Origin of the sequence: Lampropedia aestuarii (genome assembly GCF_004803635.1) — a bacterium.
Lineage (GTDB): Bacteria > Pseudomonadota > Gammaproteobacteria > Burkholderiales > Burkholderiaceae_C > Lampropedia > Lampropedia aestuarii.
Genome location: NZ_SSWX01000002.1, coordinates 66,988 through 82,419, shown reverse-complemented (window position 1 = coordinate 82,419; position 15,432 = coordinate 66,988). Strand labels below are relative to the sequence as shown.

At 59.3% G+C, this 15,432-nt stretch carries 12 protein-coding genes; 3 read left to right on the top strand and 9 right to left on the bottom strand.

The window, feature by feature from the left end; all coding sequences use genetic code 11:
• Positions 1-15: 15 nt before the first annotated feature.
• The 7 genes from E8K88_RS01785 to E8K88_RS17970 form a co-directional block, all read right to left on the bottom strand.
• Positions 16-1,281 carry a type II secretion system F family protein gene (locus E8K88_RS01785; RefSeq protein ID WP_136404935.1) on the bottom strand — a complete coding sequence of 422 codons (1,266 nt, stop codon included), beginning with the start codon at positions 1,279-1,281 and terminating at the stop codon, positions 16-18.
• A complete protein-coding gene (locus E8K88_RS01780; RefSeq protein ID WP_136405118.1) occupies positions 1,274-2,944 on the bottom strand; it encodes a GspE/PulE family protein in 1,671 nt (556 codons plus the stop codon). The genes E8K88_RS01785 and E8K88_RS01780 overlap by 8 nt, the downstream gene beginning before the upstream one ends.
• A gap of 411 nt (positions 2,945-3,355) precedes the next feature.
• On the bottom strand, positions 3,356-4,405 hold the full coding sequence (locus E8K88_RS01775) for an asparaginase (protein WP_240754267.1): 1,050 nt from the start codon (positions 4,403-4,405) through the stop codon (positions 3,356-3,358).
• Between the two features lie 138 nt (positions 4,406-4,543).
• Entirely contained in the window at positions 4,544-5,176 is a 633-nt protein-coding gene (gene rsmD, locus E8K88_RS01770; RefSeq protein WP_136404933.1) for a 16S rRNA (guanine(966)-N(2))-methyltransferase RsmD, read from the bottom strand.
• 8 nt (positions 5,177-5,184) lie between these two features.
• On the bottom strand, positions 5,185-6,579 hold the full coding sequence (locus E8K88_RS01765) for a M16 family metallopeptidase (RefSeq protein ID WP_136404932.1): 1,395 nt from the start codon (positions 6,577-6,579) through the stop codon (positions 5,185-5,187).
• Positions 6,576-8,075 (bottom strand): M16 family metallopeptidase, encoded by a 1,500-nt coding sequence (locus E8K88_RS01760; protein ID WP_136404931.1) that lies wholly within the window; start codon positions 8,073-8,075, stop codon positions 6,576-6,578. Before E8K88_RS01760 ends, E8K88_RS01765 begins: the two co-directional genes overlap by 4 nt.
• 722 nt (positions 8,076-8,797) lie before the next feature.
• Positions 8,798-9,616 carry a hypothetical protein gene (locus tag E8K88_RS17970; protein ID WP_168797219.1) on the bottom strand — a complete coding sequence of 273 codons (819 nt, stop codon included), beginning with the start codon at positions 9,614-9,616 and terminating at the stop codon, positions 8,798-8,800.
• A 17-nt stretch (positions 9,617-9,633) separates the two neighbouring features.
• Between E8K88_RS17970 and ftsY the strand changes: the two genes are divergently transcribed.
• Both ftsY and pyrC read left to right on the top strand, forming a co-directional pair.
• On the top strand, positions 9,634-10,572 hold the full coding sequence (gene ftsY / locus E8K88_RS01750) for a signal recognition particle-docking protein FtsY (protein WP_136404930.1): 939 nt from the start codon (positions 9,634-9,636) through the stop codon (positions 10,570-10,572).
• A 76-nt stretch (positions 10,573-10,648) separates the two neighbouring features.
• Entirely contained in the window at positions 10,649-11,701 is a 1,053-nt protein-coding gene (gene pyrC / locus E8K88_RS01745) for a dihydroorotase (RefSeq protein WP_136404929.1), read from the top strand.
• On the opposite strand, the gene E8K88_RS01740 is transcribed toward pyrC, so the two are convergent.
• On the bottom strand, positions 11,646-13,070 hold the full coding sequence (locus tag E8K88_RS01740) for a sensor histidine kinase (protein ID WP_136404928.1): 1,425 nt from the start codon (positions 13,068-13,070) through the stop codon (positions 11,646-11,648). The genes pyrC and E8K88_RS01740 overlap by 56 nt on opposite strands.
• Positions 13,039-13,725, bottom strand: a complete 687-nt coding sequence (locus E8K88_RS01735) for a response regulator transcription factor (RefSeq protein ID WP_136404927.1) — start codon at positions 13,723-13,725, stop codon at positions 13,039-13,041. The genes E8K88_RS01740 and E8K88_RS01735 overlap by 32 nt, the downstream gene beginning before the upstream one ends.
• A gap of 587 nt (positions 13,726-14,312) precedes the next feature.
• On the opposite strand from E8K88_RS01735, the gene E8K88_RS01730 reads away from it, so the two are divergent.
• Positions 14,313-15,419 (top strand): acyltransferase family protein, encoded by a 1,107-nt coding sequence (locus E8K88_RS01730; RefSeq protein ID WP_136404926.1) that lies wholly within the window; start codon positions 14,313-14,315, stop codon positions 15,417-15,419.
• Positions 15,420-15,432 lie beyond the last annotated feature (13 nt).

Sequence of the window (15,432 nt, the reverse complement as noted above, 5' to 3'; positions counted from 1 at the left end):
GGTAGCCAGCGCGATTTAGGCGGCCAGTTGGTTGATAGACAAGATACCCATCATCAGCGAGACCAAAATAAACGCAACCATGACCCCAAGAAACACAATCATCAACGGACTGAGCAATGTCAATGCGCGTTTGATGCCCGTTTCAACCTGGCGGTTGAGGATGTCGGCCAACTCCAGTGACATAGGGCCAATTTTGCCTGTCTCCTCACCGACCCGAATCAAGTTGATCGCCAGCGGCTCAAACACCCCCAGTTTGGAGATCGCATCGACCACGCGAGTTCCTTCTTTGACGGCTGGGCCGACTCTGAGCAGGGGCGCTCGCATGATTTGGTTGCTCACCGTGTCCGTAGCAATGGTGAGCGCAGTCAGCATTGGAACCCCGTTGCCCAGCAATGTTCCCCAAGAACGGGCAAAAAGTGTCATTTGGTAACGCGCCACCAAATTGCCCAATACCGGCAGGCGCAGAATGCGTGCTTGCCACCACAGCTTGCCACCCGGAGAGCGCAGCCAGCGCCAGCTGAAAAACCCAATGGCTGCGGCAATCAAGCCCCATAGCCAGCCCCAGACTCGGAATGAGTCACTGGTAGCCAGCAGGATTTTCGTCGGCGCAGGCAGGGCATCACCCATTTCGATGAACATCGGCCGAAAGCTGGGCACGACAAAGGTCATCATGAAGATCAGGGTCGCAACGGCCATGGCCATCAGAATCAATGGATAGATCGAGGCCGAGACCACACTTTCTCGCAAGGCCCGTAAACGCTCCATGTGCTCGACCAGGCGAGTCAGAACACCTGCCATTTGACCGCTGATCTCGCCCGAGCGAACCATATTGATGTAGAAATCATCAAAATGCTGCGGGTGTTGGGACAGGGCTTTGCTGAAGGCATTGCCGCCCTTGACCGATTCCAGCAGCTGCTGGGCCAGTTGGCGCATTGCCGGCTTATGGCTCATGTCGATCAAGACCTTGAGCGCATTGTCCAGGGCCAAACCAGAGCGCAGCATGATGGTCAGCTCGGTGGTCATCGCCCGTACATCGTCTTTGTTGACCGGGCCTTTGTCTTTGCGGCTGGGCTTGCCTGTCCCCAACAAGGCTTTGCTGGCTGATTGCGATTGTGCGTTGTGCGCTTGCAGGACCTCGTTGGCACTCGCAGGCGTCACGGCCAGTGGGTGTAAGCCACGGTCGCGCAATTGCTTCATCGCTGCAGGGATGGAGGCGGCGGTGATCACGCCCGAGGTGGTTTTTCCGCTGGCATTGGCGGCGCGCCATGAAAAATCAGGCATCGCTCTGGTCCTGTGTGACGCGGGTCACTTCTTCCAAGCTGGTCACGCCATTGGCCACTTTGCGCAAGCCATCCTCGTACAAACTCAGCATGCCGCGCTCGGACGCCAGTGCGCTGAGCTGGGCTGCATCCTTGCCGTCCAGGATCGCACGGCGAATCGCTTCATCCAACACCATCAATTCATGGATGCCAGTGCGGCCTTTGTAGCCCGTGCCGCGGCAGACTTCACAGCCGACCGGGCGGTACAGTGTTTGGCCAGGTGTTAAAAAGCGTGCCAGGCCCGATTCCTCTTTGACTTTAGGGGACAGGTCGTGCGGCTCTTTGCAGCGCACACACAATGTACGCACCAAGCGCTGGGCCAACACGCCATTGACCGAAGAGGTGATCAAATAGCGCTCAACCCCCATGTCTTCCATACGCACAATCGCGCCAGGCGCGGTATTGGTGTGCAGGGTCGAGAGCACCAAGTGGCCGGTGAGGGCGGACTGCACCGCAATCTGGGCGGTTTCGCCATCGCGCATCTCACCGATCATGATGATGTCCGGGTCTTGGCGCAAAATGGCGCGCAGGGCGCTGCCGAAGGTCAGATTGATTTGCGGGTGGACTTGAATCTGGTTGATGCCAGGCAACTGGTATTCGACCGGGTCTTCTACCGTGATGATTTTTTGGCTGTCTGCATCGAGCTTGGCCAAGCCGGCATACAAGGTGGTCGTTTTACCCGAACCGGTCGGACCGGTAACGAGAAAAATGCCGTGTGGTTTGGCCAGCAACTCATTAAAGCGCACCAGCGTATCGGGTGAGAAGCCCATGTCATCGAGGTTCAGGCGCACACTCGCACGGTCCAGCACACGCATGACGATGCTCTCGCCATAGACGGTCGGCACGGTGGAGACGCGCAAGTCCAGCTCGCGGCCTTTGACCCGTGTCTTGATACGTCCGTCTTGCGGCAGGCGGCGCTCGGCAATGTCCAAATGGGCCAGCAGCTTCACGCGCGAGCCAACGGCCGGCGACAAGCGCTGGGGAATGATCTCTGCGACGTTGATCACGCCGTCCACCCGGTAGCGCACATGCAAGCCATCTTCAAATGGCTCCAAGTGGATGTCTGAGGCGCGCATGTCGATCACGCGACCAATGATGGTGTTGACCAGTTTGATGACCGGTGCCTCACTGGCCATGTCCTTGAGCTGCTCGACAAAGTCGGCTGCGTCCAGGCCGCCAAGCAAATCGTCGGAGCTGGCTTCTTCTTCCGCTTGCTGGGCTGCTGCCGCATCGGCTTGGTCCAGCGCGCGTTCAATATCACTCTCCAAACCCAGCAGCGGCACCACAGTGAGGCCCGTGGCCAATTGCAGAGCCTTGCTGATGAAGCCGTCTTGTGGGACGGCCATGGCCACGCCCAATTGGCCATCTTTTTGCCACAACGGGAAAATATTGTGGGTGCGCAGAAAGCCCGGCGCCAGGCCTGCAATTTCCAGTGGCAATTCCGGGTAGTCGGCCGTAGTCGCCAATGGCACCTGCAATTGCGTGGCCAGCACCGGCATCAGGTCCACTTCGGAGACCACGCCCAAACGAATCAACACACGGCCCAGCATGCCGCCCATTTCTTGCTGTGCAGCCAGCGCACGTTCCAAGTCGCGGGGCCCAAGCTTGCCGGCTTGAACCAGCATGTCGCCTAAACGGGTGTGCACGCCTGCAGTGGCGAAGGAGGGGTCAGCGCTGTGCGCGAGTGGGGCGGAGGAATCGAGCGAAGACACAGTGATGCAATGGAGGTGCGTTAATAAACTAATAGCAGTGTACGGGTCAAACCCGCGCGTGTTTGGATACGTTGTTAGCCACTGTAAGCCATCATGCGCAGATCAGTGGCCCGATGCTGCAATCGATTCAAAACAGTGGTTTAAAGGCTGCTCAAGCCCGTATTCTCTCCCAGAGGCAAGTCATTAATTTGACATACAAGCAGTCGGCCCTATCTGCTGTGGTATTTGACCCATTTCAATTCGCCCATCATAGGGAGGATTGGTTCAGTTCGAAGAACAAAAACGTCACGGCCAAATCGGCAATTGGATTCAAAATGTAAATATTCAACAGTTATTGTAAGCCAATGCGGGGCCGGCCGTGTGTTGAGTCGCATTGCGCAGCCAAAGTTCCATTAACAATTCAATGCGAGCTTTTGCGGCCGGTAAAGCCCAATGGCGGTGGCGTGATGGTGCAGGGGAGGGGACCACAATATGTCCTTGTGCGCAGCGGCTGGTAATGGCTGTGGCCATGCCTGAGGCTGCCACGGCATCTAAGGCGGTTTCCAGGGCATGGTGCAGGCTGGCATTGCCTGTGCCTGCGACCACAACACCGGCGAAGCCGGCCGCTTGCAGTGCCTTTACCAGTCTGGCATCAAAGCCTGCATGGCTGGTGATCCAGGCCACTGCTGGTGGTGGTGTTTGCAGGCCTGGGTTCAGCAAGCTGTGGTATCGCCCGCGCGACACCAGGCTGTCAGCGGTGTCGTTGCTTGTGGCGCCTACTGTCGTGTCTGTTGCCGAGTTGTGTATGGCACCTGCCGTGTATGCAGGCCAGGCGATCCGGCCTTCTTCCACCCAGGCCATGGGGCCGCATTCGCCAGAGCCAAATGCCGGAATGCGATAGGGCTGTAGTTTTTGCACGGTCTCTGCGCGGTGCACTTCACCTGCTGCAACACAGACGACGCCAGTCACTTGGGACAAGGCCACGCAGCAGGCATCCAAGAGGTTTTGCGGCCCGTCGGCACCCAATGCGGTGGCCGGTCGCATGGCGCTGACCAGCACCACTGGTTTGCGCGAGGGCCTGAGCGTGCGGTGCAGGAACCAGGCCGTCTCTTCCAAGGTATCCGTGCCGTGCGTGATGACGACACCTGCGACGTCTGGCTCTAGCAAGGCTTGATCAACCGCTTGTGCGATCCGCAGCCAATCCTCGGGATCCAGGTCTTTGCTGTCTTTGGCAAGCAGTTGTTCTGCACGAATCTCAGCGGGCAAATGCTGCAGTGCGGGCACTGCGTCGAGCAAGGCCGTGACAGGCAAAGCCGCCGCTTGGTACTGCACGTGGCTTTGCGTGTCTTGGGCAATGCCTGCAATAGTGCCACCGGTGGCGAAGAGGGCCAGCACCCGGCGATGCTGGGTGCTGGGCGGTTTGTGCAAAAGCGGGTTCGGCATCGGCTAGTGGGACTAAGAGAAGGGGGGGGCGCGCTGCGCACGCTGCGGGCGCGCTTGGGTGTCACAGACGCGCGCATCTTGAACACGTTCTTAGAGTTGCAGCAACACGTGCGCATGTACAGCGCCTGCTTTGAGGTAGTGGCGGCGCTGCCAGCCGAGCTCGGCCAAACGCTCTTCGGACCAAGCCTGGACACTTTCAAGGTAGACCATGCCTTCGGGGCTGAGCCTGCCCAAGGCGGCTTTCAGTGCTGGGAGCTCTAGTTGCGCGGCATAGGGGGGGTCAATGAAAATCACATCCCAGCCGCAGCCCGCTTGCGGGGGGTGTTGCAAGGCCAGCAGGCCATCGCCGCGCTGAATGTGCATGTTGCTGGCTTGTAGCTTCTGGGCATTGGCCTGCAACTGGCTGATTACCTGGCGGTCCAGCTCGACCAGCGTGACCTGCGCGGCATTGCGTGAGGCGGCCTCAAAGCCCAATGCACCACTGCCGGCAAAGACATCGAGGCAAAACAGGCCGCTGAGGTCTTGGCCCAGCCAGTTGAACAGCGTCTCGCGCACGCGGTCGGGTGTGGGGCGCAAGCCCGGTTTATTGGCTACCGGTAAGACCGTGCGGCGCCACTGTCCGCCAATGATGCGCACACGGCCGCTGCCGCCTGCGGTTTTGCCCGCTACCGGGGCGCGCAGGCTGGCAGGCGCAGGCTGCGGATGGCGGGCGGAAAGAGGCACTGGCTTGCTCAAGATGCCGCTCCCCCGACCACGACCGTGACCATGGCTTCTGGCTGCAGGTGTTTTTTCAGGGCCGTGCGAATGTCCTCAACCGTGATGGCCTGGACCTTGTCGCTCCAGGTATTGAGGTAATCCAGCGGCAAGTCGTTCCAGGCGATATTGGCCACATTGCCCAGCAGCTTTTCATTGCTGTCAATGCGCAGCGCAAAACCGCCAATCAGGTTGGCTTTGGCATCTTGCAGCTCTTTCTCGGTCGGGCCATTGGCGACAAAATCGGCGACGATTTCATGCACCAGTTGCGCCGCCTCTTCAGCTTGATCGGCGCGGGTTTGCAAACCAATCGTGAAGGCGCCTGCATGGTTGCCAGGGCTAAAGCCGCTGTAAACGCCATACACCAAGCCGCGTTTTTCGCGCACTTCTTCCATCAGGCGTGAACCAAAGCCGCTGCCACCCAAGATGTGGTTGGCCACCAGCAAGGTTAGAAAGTCTGGGTCATCGCGCTTGATGCCGGGCTGGCCTATCAAGACCTGCGCTTGCTCAGATGCAAACGGAATGCGTTGCTCAGTGGCCTTAGTCAATGGCGCCACTTCCGCAACACTGGGCAGACTGGCGCACTGGCTGTCGGCGGGCAAGTCGGCCAGCAAGGCGCTTACCAATTGATCTGCTTGGGCTTTGTTGACATTGCCAACGACAGTCGCTTTGGCCCTGCAGGGTTGCACATGCTGCGCATAAAACGCTTGCATGGCCTTGGTATCCATGTTCTGCAGCGATTGCGGCGTCGTGATGTAGCCGTAAGGGTGGTTGCCGTAGACGGCTTTAGCAAAGCTGTCATTGGCAATGGTGCCGGGCCGAGTTTGTGCTTCGCGGATCGCCGCACTCCATTGCGCACGCTCGCGCTCCCAGACTGGAGCAGGCCAGGCGGGCTGACCGATTTGTTGCGCGGCCAAGGCGGTGGCCTGGGGCAGCAGCTTGCTGTCAGTCAGGCTGCGCAATCTGAAGGTGAAGCGGTCGCTGCTGGCGCTGGCGCCAAACGACGCGCCCAGATCGGCCCAGGCCTCGCCCAATTGGTCTTCGTTCAGCGCTGGCCTGCCATGCGCGGCTTTCACTCCTTTGCCCAGCATGCTGGCGGTGGCCGATGCCAGCCCGATCTGATTGGCGGGGTTGCGGCGCTGGCCACCATCAAAGTCGATTTGCACGTCGACCATTGGCAAGCTGTCGCTTTGGACCAGCCAGATTTGCGCACCGTTGGCTTGTTGCCAATGCGTAATCGGCAGCAAGCCTTTGGTCTCGGCTTGGCTCCACAGTGGAGTGCTGAGTGCGGCTATCGCGCATAGCTTGACCACCAGACGCGTGGTGCGCGACTGGGCTACGGATGATGTAAAAGAGGGCGTGAGGGTATTCATTGCACATCTCCAGCAGGAGCAGCGCTGCGGCTGGCACGGTGTTGAGAGGTTTGGGCGTCGGGCGCAGCGGGTAGGAGTTCGGCCACGGTCAGGGCGTTATCACCGAAGTATTTCTTGGCCACGGCTTGCACTTGTGCAGGTGTGACCTCGCGCATCAGCTCAATGGTGCGCTCGGTTGCATTCAGCGGCAACGCATCAATCCAGTTGCTGCCCAGTTCGGTGGCTTGGGACATCATCGAGTCTTGCGCATAGATGGTCGAGGCCGACCATTGCGTGATCACGCGTTGCAGCTCTTTGTCGGTAATGCCTTGGTCAGCCACGGCTTGAACGGCTGCGCGCAGACCTTTTTCCAAGGCCGCATTCGATTGGCCGTCAGCAGGGATGCCGCTGAGGAAAAACAAGCCATTGCCGGTGCGCACGCCATAGCTGGTGCCTGCATCGGCACTGTCGGCGATGCGGTGAGGCCCGCGTGTGAGTGCGCGATCCAAACGCGCACCGTCATAGCCACTGAGTACCTGGGCTAAGACCATCAAAGCCAAGGCTTCGCGGTCTTCGGCGGTAGGCTGTTGCAAGTTGGTCAGGGACGGGGTCTTGTAGGCCATCACGATGACCGGTTGCTCAGCCCGATCACGCAGTACCAGGCGGCGTGGACCTTCTTGGGCGGGCTCTTGCGTCAGTTTGCGTGCAGGCAACTCGACTGCTGGCGCACTGCCATAGTGTTTTTGCGCCATGGCCAGTACTTCGCGTGGCTCGACATTGCCCACCACCACCACAGCTGCGTTGTTCGGTGCGTACCATTGCTTGTAAAAAGCGCGTGCGTCATTGGGGGTGACCTGGTTGAGATCGCTCATCCAGCCAATGACTGGGCGGCGCTCCTGCGAGGCGGTGTAGGCGGTAGCCATCAACTGCTCAAACAGCTTGGCCCGTGGCTGGTCATCGGTGCGCATGCGGCGCTCTTCCTTGATGACCTCCAGCTCGCGCTCGAATTCTTCGTCAGGCCACTGGTTGTGCAGGAAACGATCCGCTTCCAGAGCCATCACCGCATCCAGCTGGTCGGATGGTACTTGCTGGTAGTAGCCGGTGTAGTCGCGGTTGGTAAAGGCATTGTCCTGGCCACCGAGTTCTGCGACTTTGCGCGAGAATTCGCCGGGTGCGAGTTGCTCGCTGCCTTTGAACATCATGTGTTCGAGAATGTGTGCAATGCCCGAAGTGCCATCGACCTCGTCGATCGAGCCGGTGCGTACCCACAGCATATTAATGGCTGTTGGCGCGCGGTGATCGGGCTTGACAATGACCTCTAAGCCGTTGGGTAGTCGATAATGCGCGAGTGTGGACGTTTCTTGCAGCACTTGGACTTCGCCAGCGGCGGGTGTCTGGTTTGCAGAGGCGGCTTTGGCAGGCGCTGGCGCCTCGTTATGGGGGGCGGTGGCTGCACAGCCGGCCATGAAGGCACTGGCTGCCAGCAGACATCCACTCAATACGCTCAAACGTTTCATACAATTGACCCTGTTTTTATGACGCCAATCGGCGTTTTCCATGTGTGCCTATGGTGCCATGGGCAAAACCCAGCCATGGCGCGCAGCACACGCACTCTTTGATGAGAGGGCGAAAGAGGCTCCGCATTCAATCGGTACGCCAAGCATTATGTTCAGTTTTTTCAAGAAAAAATCCTCACCAGCACCTGCGCCCGACAGCTCAGAGTCACAAGTATCGCAAGAAGTTGCATCGGCTGCCAGCAGTTCGGACGTTTCCAACGCGGCGCTAGCCCCTGCCGCTGCGCCCGTACCAGAGCCTGCGGCGGCAGAGGCCGCCAGCCAGTCCAAGGGCATGATGGGGTGGTTGCGCAAATCATTTACAAGCAAAGAAACCGATGCACCGGCTGGCGCTGCAAATGCACAGGCAAACGCCTCAGAAGCCAACAACAATCCGTTTGTGCAGCAAGCGCAAGCGGCAGTGCAGGCGCCTGAGGCCCCACTGCAGAGCCCGCCTGCGCCTGTTGTGCCGGATGCGCTCCCCGCTGCGCTTGCGCAAGAACTGCCGGTTGAGCAACCGGAGTCGCCTGCGCCGCAACCAGCCGTTGCTGAGCCAGCGCCACCAACGGCTCTCACAGACAGTGTGGCGGTCGCATTGGTTGACCAACCCGGCGATGCCCCTGCTGTGCTGGAGGCTCGTGCTGCGAACCAAGCAGAAGAGGTGCTTGACGCGACTGTTGAATGGATTACTGAGTCAGCAACAGACCGCATCGCACCGCCGGTACCAGCAGCTGCAATTCCTGCGGCTGAACCAGCAGTACAGACTGCCCCACTGGAGCAGCCAAACAGCGCACCTGCTGCGACACCAGTTGAAGCTGCTGCACCTCTTGCTGCCACAGTGCCTGTTGTTGTGCAAGCTTCACCAGCGCCAGCGCCAACCGTGCCGGAATCACCCACACCAGCACCAGCACCAGCACCAGCACCAGCACCAGCACCAGCACCAGCACCAGCACCAGCACCAGCACCAGCACCAGCACCAGCACCAGCACCAGCACCAGCACCAGCACCAGCACCAGCACCAGCACCAGCACCAGCACCAGCACCAGCACCAGCACCAGCACCAGCACCAGCACCAGCACCAGCACCAGCACCAGCACCAGCACCAGCACCAGCACCAGCACCAGCACCAGCACCAGCACCAGCACCAGCACCAGCACCAGCACCAGCACCAGCACCAGCACCAGCACCAGCACCAGCACCAGCACCAGCACCAGCACCAGCACCAGCACCAGCACCAGCACCAGCACCAGCACCAGCACCAGCACCAGCACCAGCACCAGCACCAGCACCAGCACCAGCACCAGCACCAGCACCAGCACCAGCACCAGCACCAGCACCAGCACCAGCACCAGCACCAGCACCAGCACCAGCACCAGCACCAGCACCAGCACCAGCACCAGCACCAGCACCAGCACCAGCACCAGCACCAGCACCAGCACCAGCACCAGCACCAGCACCAGCACCAGCACCAGCACCAGCACCAGCACCAGCACCAGCACCAGCACCAGTTGCGCCGGCGCCAGTGGCGGTGTCTGTCGCCCCAGCTCCGGTCGCAGTGCCTGAGCGTAAATCCTGGATGGAGCGCCTCAAGGCGGGTTTGCGCAAAACCGGCAGCAGCATCTCCACGGTGTTCACCGGCACCAAAATCGACGAAGACTTGTACGAAGAGTTGGAGACCGCGTTGCTGATGGCCGATACCGGCGTGAAGGCGACGATGTTCCTGCTCGATGACTTGCGCCAGCGCGTCAAAGCCGCCAAGGCAACGGACCCTTCACAGGTCAAGGCCTTGCTCACCGATGCGATTGCCGAGTTGCTGCAGCCTTTGGAAAAAGGCCTGGTGATTGGCGAACACGAGCCTACTGTGATCATGGTCGCCGGTGTTAACGGCGCTGGCAAAACCACGTCGATTGGCAAACTCACTCGCCATTTGGCTGAGGCCGATGCTTCGGTTTTGCTGGCTGCGGCCGATACCTTCCGCGCCGCCGCGCGTGAGCAATTGGGCGTATGGGCCACACGCAATACGGTAGAAATTGTGGGGCAAGAAGGCGGCGACCCAGCTGCGGTGAGCTTTGATGCCGTTACCGCAGGTAAAGCCCGTGGCAAAGACGTTGTGCTGGTTGATACCGCAGGCCGTTTGCCGACCCAGCTGCACTTGATGGAAGAGCTGAAGAAGATCAAACGTGTGATTGCCAAGGCCGATGGCACTGCGCCACATGAGGTGCTGCTGGTGATTGATGGCAACACCGGGCAAAACGCTTTGAGTCAAGTCAAGGCCTTTGATGATGCGCTGCAACTGACGGGCCTGGTTGTCACCAAGCTCGACGGTACGGCCAAAGGCGGCGTGCTGGCAGCGATTGCCCAAGAGCGTCCGATTCCGGTGTACTTTATTGGCGTGGGCGAGAAGCTCGAAGATTTGCAAACCTTCAACGCACGCGAATTTGCGCAGGCATTGCTTGGATAATCCTTGCGCCAGCGATAGTTGGCAGTCACAAGCCATCGTTGTTGGCCATTTTTAGAACGAACAAGACCTATTTCCTATGACGGCAACGACCATTACACTGACTCGCCCCGATGACTGGCACCTCCACCTGCGCGATGGCGATGCACTCAAAACCACGGTGGCGCATGCCGCGGCACAGTTTGCCCGTGCAATCATCATGCCCAATCTGCGCCCGCCTGTGACCGACGCCGCGTTGGCACAAGCATACCGCGAGCGCATTCTGGGCACGCTGCAAGAAGTGGCTCCCGGCGCCGCGTTTGAGCCGCTGATGACCTTGTACCTGACTGACCGCATGACGCCAGAGACCATTCGCGCTGCCAAGGCGCAAGGGGTTGTGGCGTGCAAGCTGTATCCAGCGGGTGCGACCACCAACAGCGATGCTGGTGTGACTTCGATGCGCAATATTTACCCAGTCCTGCAAGCCATGCAGGAAGTGGGCATGGTGCTGTTGATGCACGGCGAAGTGACCGACCAAAGCATTGACCTGTTTGACCGTGAAGCGGTGTTCATTGACCAGCAACTGATTCCGCTGCGCCGCGATTTCCCCGAGCTGAAAATTGTGATGGAGCACATCACCACCAAAGAAGCGGCGCAGTACGTTGCGCAGGCCGATGCGTATCTGGGCGCGACGATCACCGCCCACCATTTGCTCTACAACCGCAATGCGCTGTTTTTGGGTGGTGTGCGCCCGCATTACTATTGCCTGCCGGTGCTCAAGCGCGAGACCCACCGTCTGGCCTTGGTCGAAGCGGCGACGTCCGGCAGTGCGCATTTCTTCTTGGGCACGGACAGCGCGCCGCATGCGGCAGTGCTGAAAGAAGCCGCTGTCGGCTGTGCAGGCTGCTACACAGCCGCTGCTGCGATCGAGCTGTACACCGAGGCGTTTGACAATGCTGGCGCGCTGGATAAGTTGGAGGGCTTTGCCGCCTTTCATGGCGCGGACTTCTATGGCCTGCCACGCAATACCAGCCAAATCACCTTGGTCAAGCAAACCTGGGATATGCCTGCGTCATACCCCTATGTGGAGACCGAACTCAAGCCTCTGCGTGGGGGGGAGGCGATGGCCTGGCGCTTGCAGGCGTCAAACTGAGCGTAACGCGCAAGCCCGGTTCGGCGCGTTCAATGGCCAAGGTCCAATCGTGGGCCTGCGCAATTTCTAGGCAAATGGGCAAGCCCAGCCCAGCGCCTTGGTCGCGGCGCTGTGGGGCACGCCAAAAACGCTCAGACAGCCGTGTGAGGCTGGCCGTGTCAATCGGCGGGCCGTAGTCACGCACGCTGATGTGGTCGCTATGCACCTCAATGTCGACGCTGCTGTGTGCTGGCGCGTGTTGGATGGCGTTCTCCAGCAGGTTTTTCAGCAGTGTGAACAAGGCGCTTCGGTCGGCGTTCCACTGCGTTGAGCGTGCCTGGGTGATCTGCAGGTGCAGCCCCACCTGCGCGGCTTCAGCCATGCGGTCCAAATAAGCGGCGGCCTCCTCAACCACTTCGATGACCAGGGTCGGTGCGAGTTGGTAGTTGCCTTGCTCGCTGGCTTCGGCCAGCATCAACAATTGCTGCACTTGCCGACTCATGTATTGCACATCGCTGAGCAGGGCCGCACGCATCTCAGGGTCGGCTTCTGTCAGCTCAATTTGCGCGCGGATCAAGGACAGCGGTGTTTTCAATTCATGCGCGGCATTGCCCAGAAACTCTTGCTGCGCGCGGTAGCCTTGCTCCAAGCGTTGCAAAACATGGTTGAAGCTGTCAACCATTGGCGAGATCTCAGAAGGCACATGGGCGGTGCTTAGCCGGGCATGAATCGAGCGCGGTGAAATGGCTGCGGCCGACTCCGCTACCGTGCGCAGGGGGGCCAGAGTGTGGCGCAGTGTGATGTAGAGGCAGGGGCCAAACACGAAAAACAGCACCACGCTGAACAGACCGATGCCTTTGACCATGAATGGCAGCGCAAAGGCGTCATACATCAAATACATAAAACGGCTGCTGATGGTCAATTGGAAGTACCAAGTGTGCCCGTTGTGCACAATGGCGCTGGTGGCAGCGCGCATTGCAATGCCTTGGTGTTCAAACCTAAAGCTGCCAGGCTCCAAAGGCATGGCATCCATGGCTTGCCATAGCTGCGGGCTGGCCGTGGAGGCCAAGGCCACCTGGCCTTGTGCATTCAGGATGCGCCAGCCTGAATCTTTGTCCAGGTTGTCAAAAATCCAGTTGAAATCAATACGCCCGTTGGTGATCCGCGGGCTAAAGCCGGTCGGCGTACCTGCGGCATCGAACGTAATTTCGTGGGCCATTTTTTGGGCGGCCTGGGTCAAATCCATCCGCGCGAAAAAAGTGCCTTTGGTGTTCAGGACCACCCCGGCCACGATGGCAATCAAGGCGATGCTGAGGACAGAGCCCGCGATGAAAACCAGGAAAACCTGAATCCGTAAACTATTGAGCCACTTCTTTGTGCGCCAGCGCATAACCAAGGCCTCTCATATTCACAATTTGCTGGCCAGAGCCCAGCATGCTGAGCTTGCGCCGCAAACGGTGCAAGGCTACATCCAAGGCATTTGGGGTGACGGCCTCACCCAGGCCCCAAGCGGCAGATTCCAGCGCACTGCGGCGCACGACTTGGCCTTGTTTGCGCACCAGCAGCAGCATGATTTGCAATTCTGCGGGGGCCAGTACTGTGGCCAGATCGCCACAGCGCAACTCACTGGTGTCTTCTTGCAATAGCACATCACCATAGCTGGGGTTGGCGCTTTGGAAAACCACTGGGCGGCGCAGCAAGGCCCGCACCCGTGCGACCATTTCTTCCATCGCAAAGGGTTTGGGCAAGTAGTCATCGGCACCGGCATCCAAGCCTTGGATGCGGTCATGCAGCGCATCTCTGGCGGTCAACACCAGACAAGGAATGCCCATATTGGCACGGCGCAGCTGGTAGAGCAATGCAATGCCATCGCCATCGGGCAAACCACGATCGAGCACCAAAGCCTGGTAAGACAGCTGGGTCAGGGCGGTCCAGGCCGAATCCATTCGACTGACTGCATCGACTGCAATGCCATCGGCAGCCAGGCCTTTTTGTATCAGCCCGGCCAAGCGCTCATGGTCTTCTACTAATAAAACTCGGCTCATTTGAACAGCTTAAAGGTAGCCAATAAAGACCCTATTGTCACTGGAGCGGCTGACCAGAGGTCTGTTTTCAACGCGACTGCGCGGAGATTTTGAACAGGCTCTTAGGCGTTTGCGTACCGGCAATGCCAAATCCCTGCGGCCAGGTTGAGCGGCTGTGCCCGTCAATAGCGTTGTGTGGGGGTGTTGCGCGCCTGGTATGGCTGGTGCTTGCGGTGCGATGTGGTGACCGCAACGCGGTGTTGCTTGGCATGCGATGCGTTCCTCAAGAGGGTGTTGGCCAGCCATGATGGCGATGGTCGACTTACACAAGTCTTACCTGGCATTCGCGCAGCTTCGCTAGGGTGGATACAAAAAATGATGTTTTTGTCAACAATTTGTTAGTTGTGGCGTTATAGACAGCACCAGTGCCTTGTGGTTGCGCCTGCTCAGCATGTGTTTGGCGTGACGCCGGTATTGCTCTGTATCTCACACATTGGTGGGCATGTGCACGGGGTGTTGCAACGTGCAGGCAGCCAGGCTGCCTGGACGTGGCTCAGTGCAAAGCTTTCGCTATTCATTTACAACTGCGCAAGAGGCTGTCGACTTTTATGCGTTCCAGAAACACCGCCTTGGACCATATCAAGGCCGTCGCATGCCTTTTGATTGTGTGCCACCACTTGGTATTTTATGGCCCTATGGCTGACGTCTTGCAGCCCTATCTGCCCGGTTTGATGGCGTGGCTGGATGAGTATGCCCGCATGACGGTGCAGGTTTTTCTGGTGGTGGGCGGCTATTGGGCAGCTGCCGCACTTGCGCCCCAAGGGATTGCCAAAGACCTGCCATTCTTGCCCACGCTCAGCAAACGCTTTGTGCGCTTGAGCCTGCCTTATTCTGCTGCACTGGTGATTGCCATCATCGTCAATGAGTTGGTGCGCGAGATGGGCTTCGAGCACGACTCCGTCTCGGCGACTCCAACTTGGGACAGTGTGATTGCGCACATGCTGCTGTTGCACAGCATCGCTGGCTATGAATCGCTGTCGGCCGGTGTTTGGTATGTGGCGATTGACTTTCAGCTCTATGCACTGTGCCTGCTGTGGTTGTATTGGTGCAAACACCAGCGCTACTGGTCAGGCTTGGGGCAGGTGGGCATTGTTGTGGCCACGGCCCTGTCTTTGTGCTTGTGGAACCGCAACAGCGATTGGGACATCTGGGCCTTGTACTTTTTCGGCGCTTATGGCCTGGGCATGATGGCTTGGTGGAGTGTGCACAGCGCACAGCGCCAGCAACGTCTTCTGTGGGTGGCGATGATCGCTGTGCTTGGCGCCACTGCGCTGTGGCTGGACTGGCGTGACCGCATTGCGCTGGCTGTCGCCAGTGCCGGGGTGCTGGTCTTACTGCCCTATTTGCGCTGGCCCACGGCCTTGCGCCATTGGCCTCTACAGCCACTGACTTGGATAGGCCAGCGCTCGTACTCCATTTTTTTAATTCACTTTCCTGTCTGTCTGTTGGTCAATGCCAGCGTACACAGTCTGTGGCCCGGTGATGTGCTGGCCAACTGCCTGGGAGTGGTGGCTGCGGTCTTGCTTTCTATTGCGGCAGGCGGCGTGCTGCACGCATGGACGGAACGCGGCAGCATCAGCTGGCCGAAGTTGCAGCGCTGGCAGCTCGGTTTGGTGATGACCGGTTTGATGGCTGGGGCGCTGCAGTCGATCTAGCCCGCGCATCTGG

Coding starts and splice junctions, on each gene's coding strand:
- E8K88_RS01765 (WP_136404932.1), bottom strand. CDS start 6,579: ATGAATACCCTCACGCCCTCTTTTACATCATCCGTAGCCCAGTCGCGC.
- E8K88_RS01740 (WP_136404928.1), bottom strand. CDS start 13,070: ATGCGCTGGCGCACAAAGAAGTGGCTCAATAGTTTACGGATTCAGGTT.
- E8K88_RS01785 (WP_136404935.1), bottom strand. CDS start 1,281: ATGCCTGATTTTTCATGGCGCGCCGCCAATGCCAGCGGAAAAACCACC.
- E8K88_RS01730 (WP_136404926.1), top strand. CDS start 14,313: ATGCGTTCCAGAAACACCGCCTTGGACCATATCAAGGCCGTCGCATGC.
- E8K88_RS01760 (WP_136404931.1), bottom strand. CDS start 8,075: ATGAAACGTTTGAGCGTATTGAGTGGATGTCTGCTGGCAGCCAGTGCC.
- E8K88_RS01780 (WP_136405118.1), bottom strand. CDS start 2,944: ATGCTGGTTCAAGCCGGCAAGCTTGGGCCCCGCGACTTGGAACGTGCG.
- pyrC (WP_136404929.1), top strand. CDS start 10,649: ATGACGGCAACGACCATTACACTGACTCGCCCCGATGACTGGCACCTC.
- E8K88_RS01735 (WP_136404927.1), bottom strand. CDS start 13,725: ATGAGCCGAGTTTTATTAGTAGAAGACCATGAGCGCTTGGCCGGGCTG.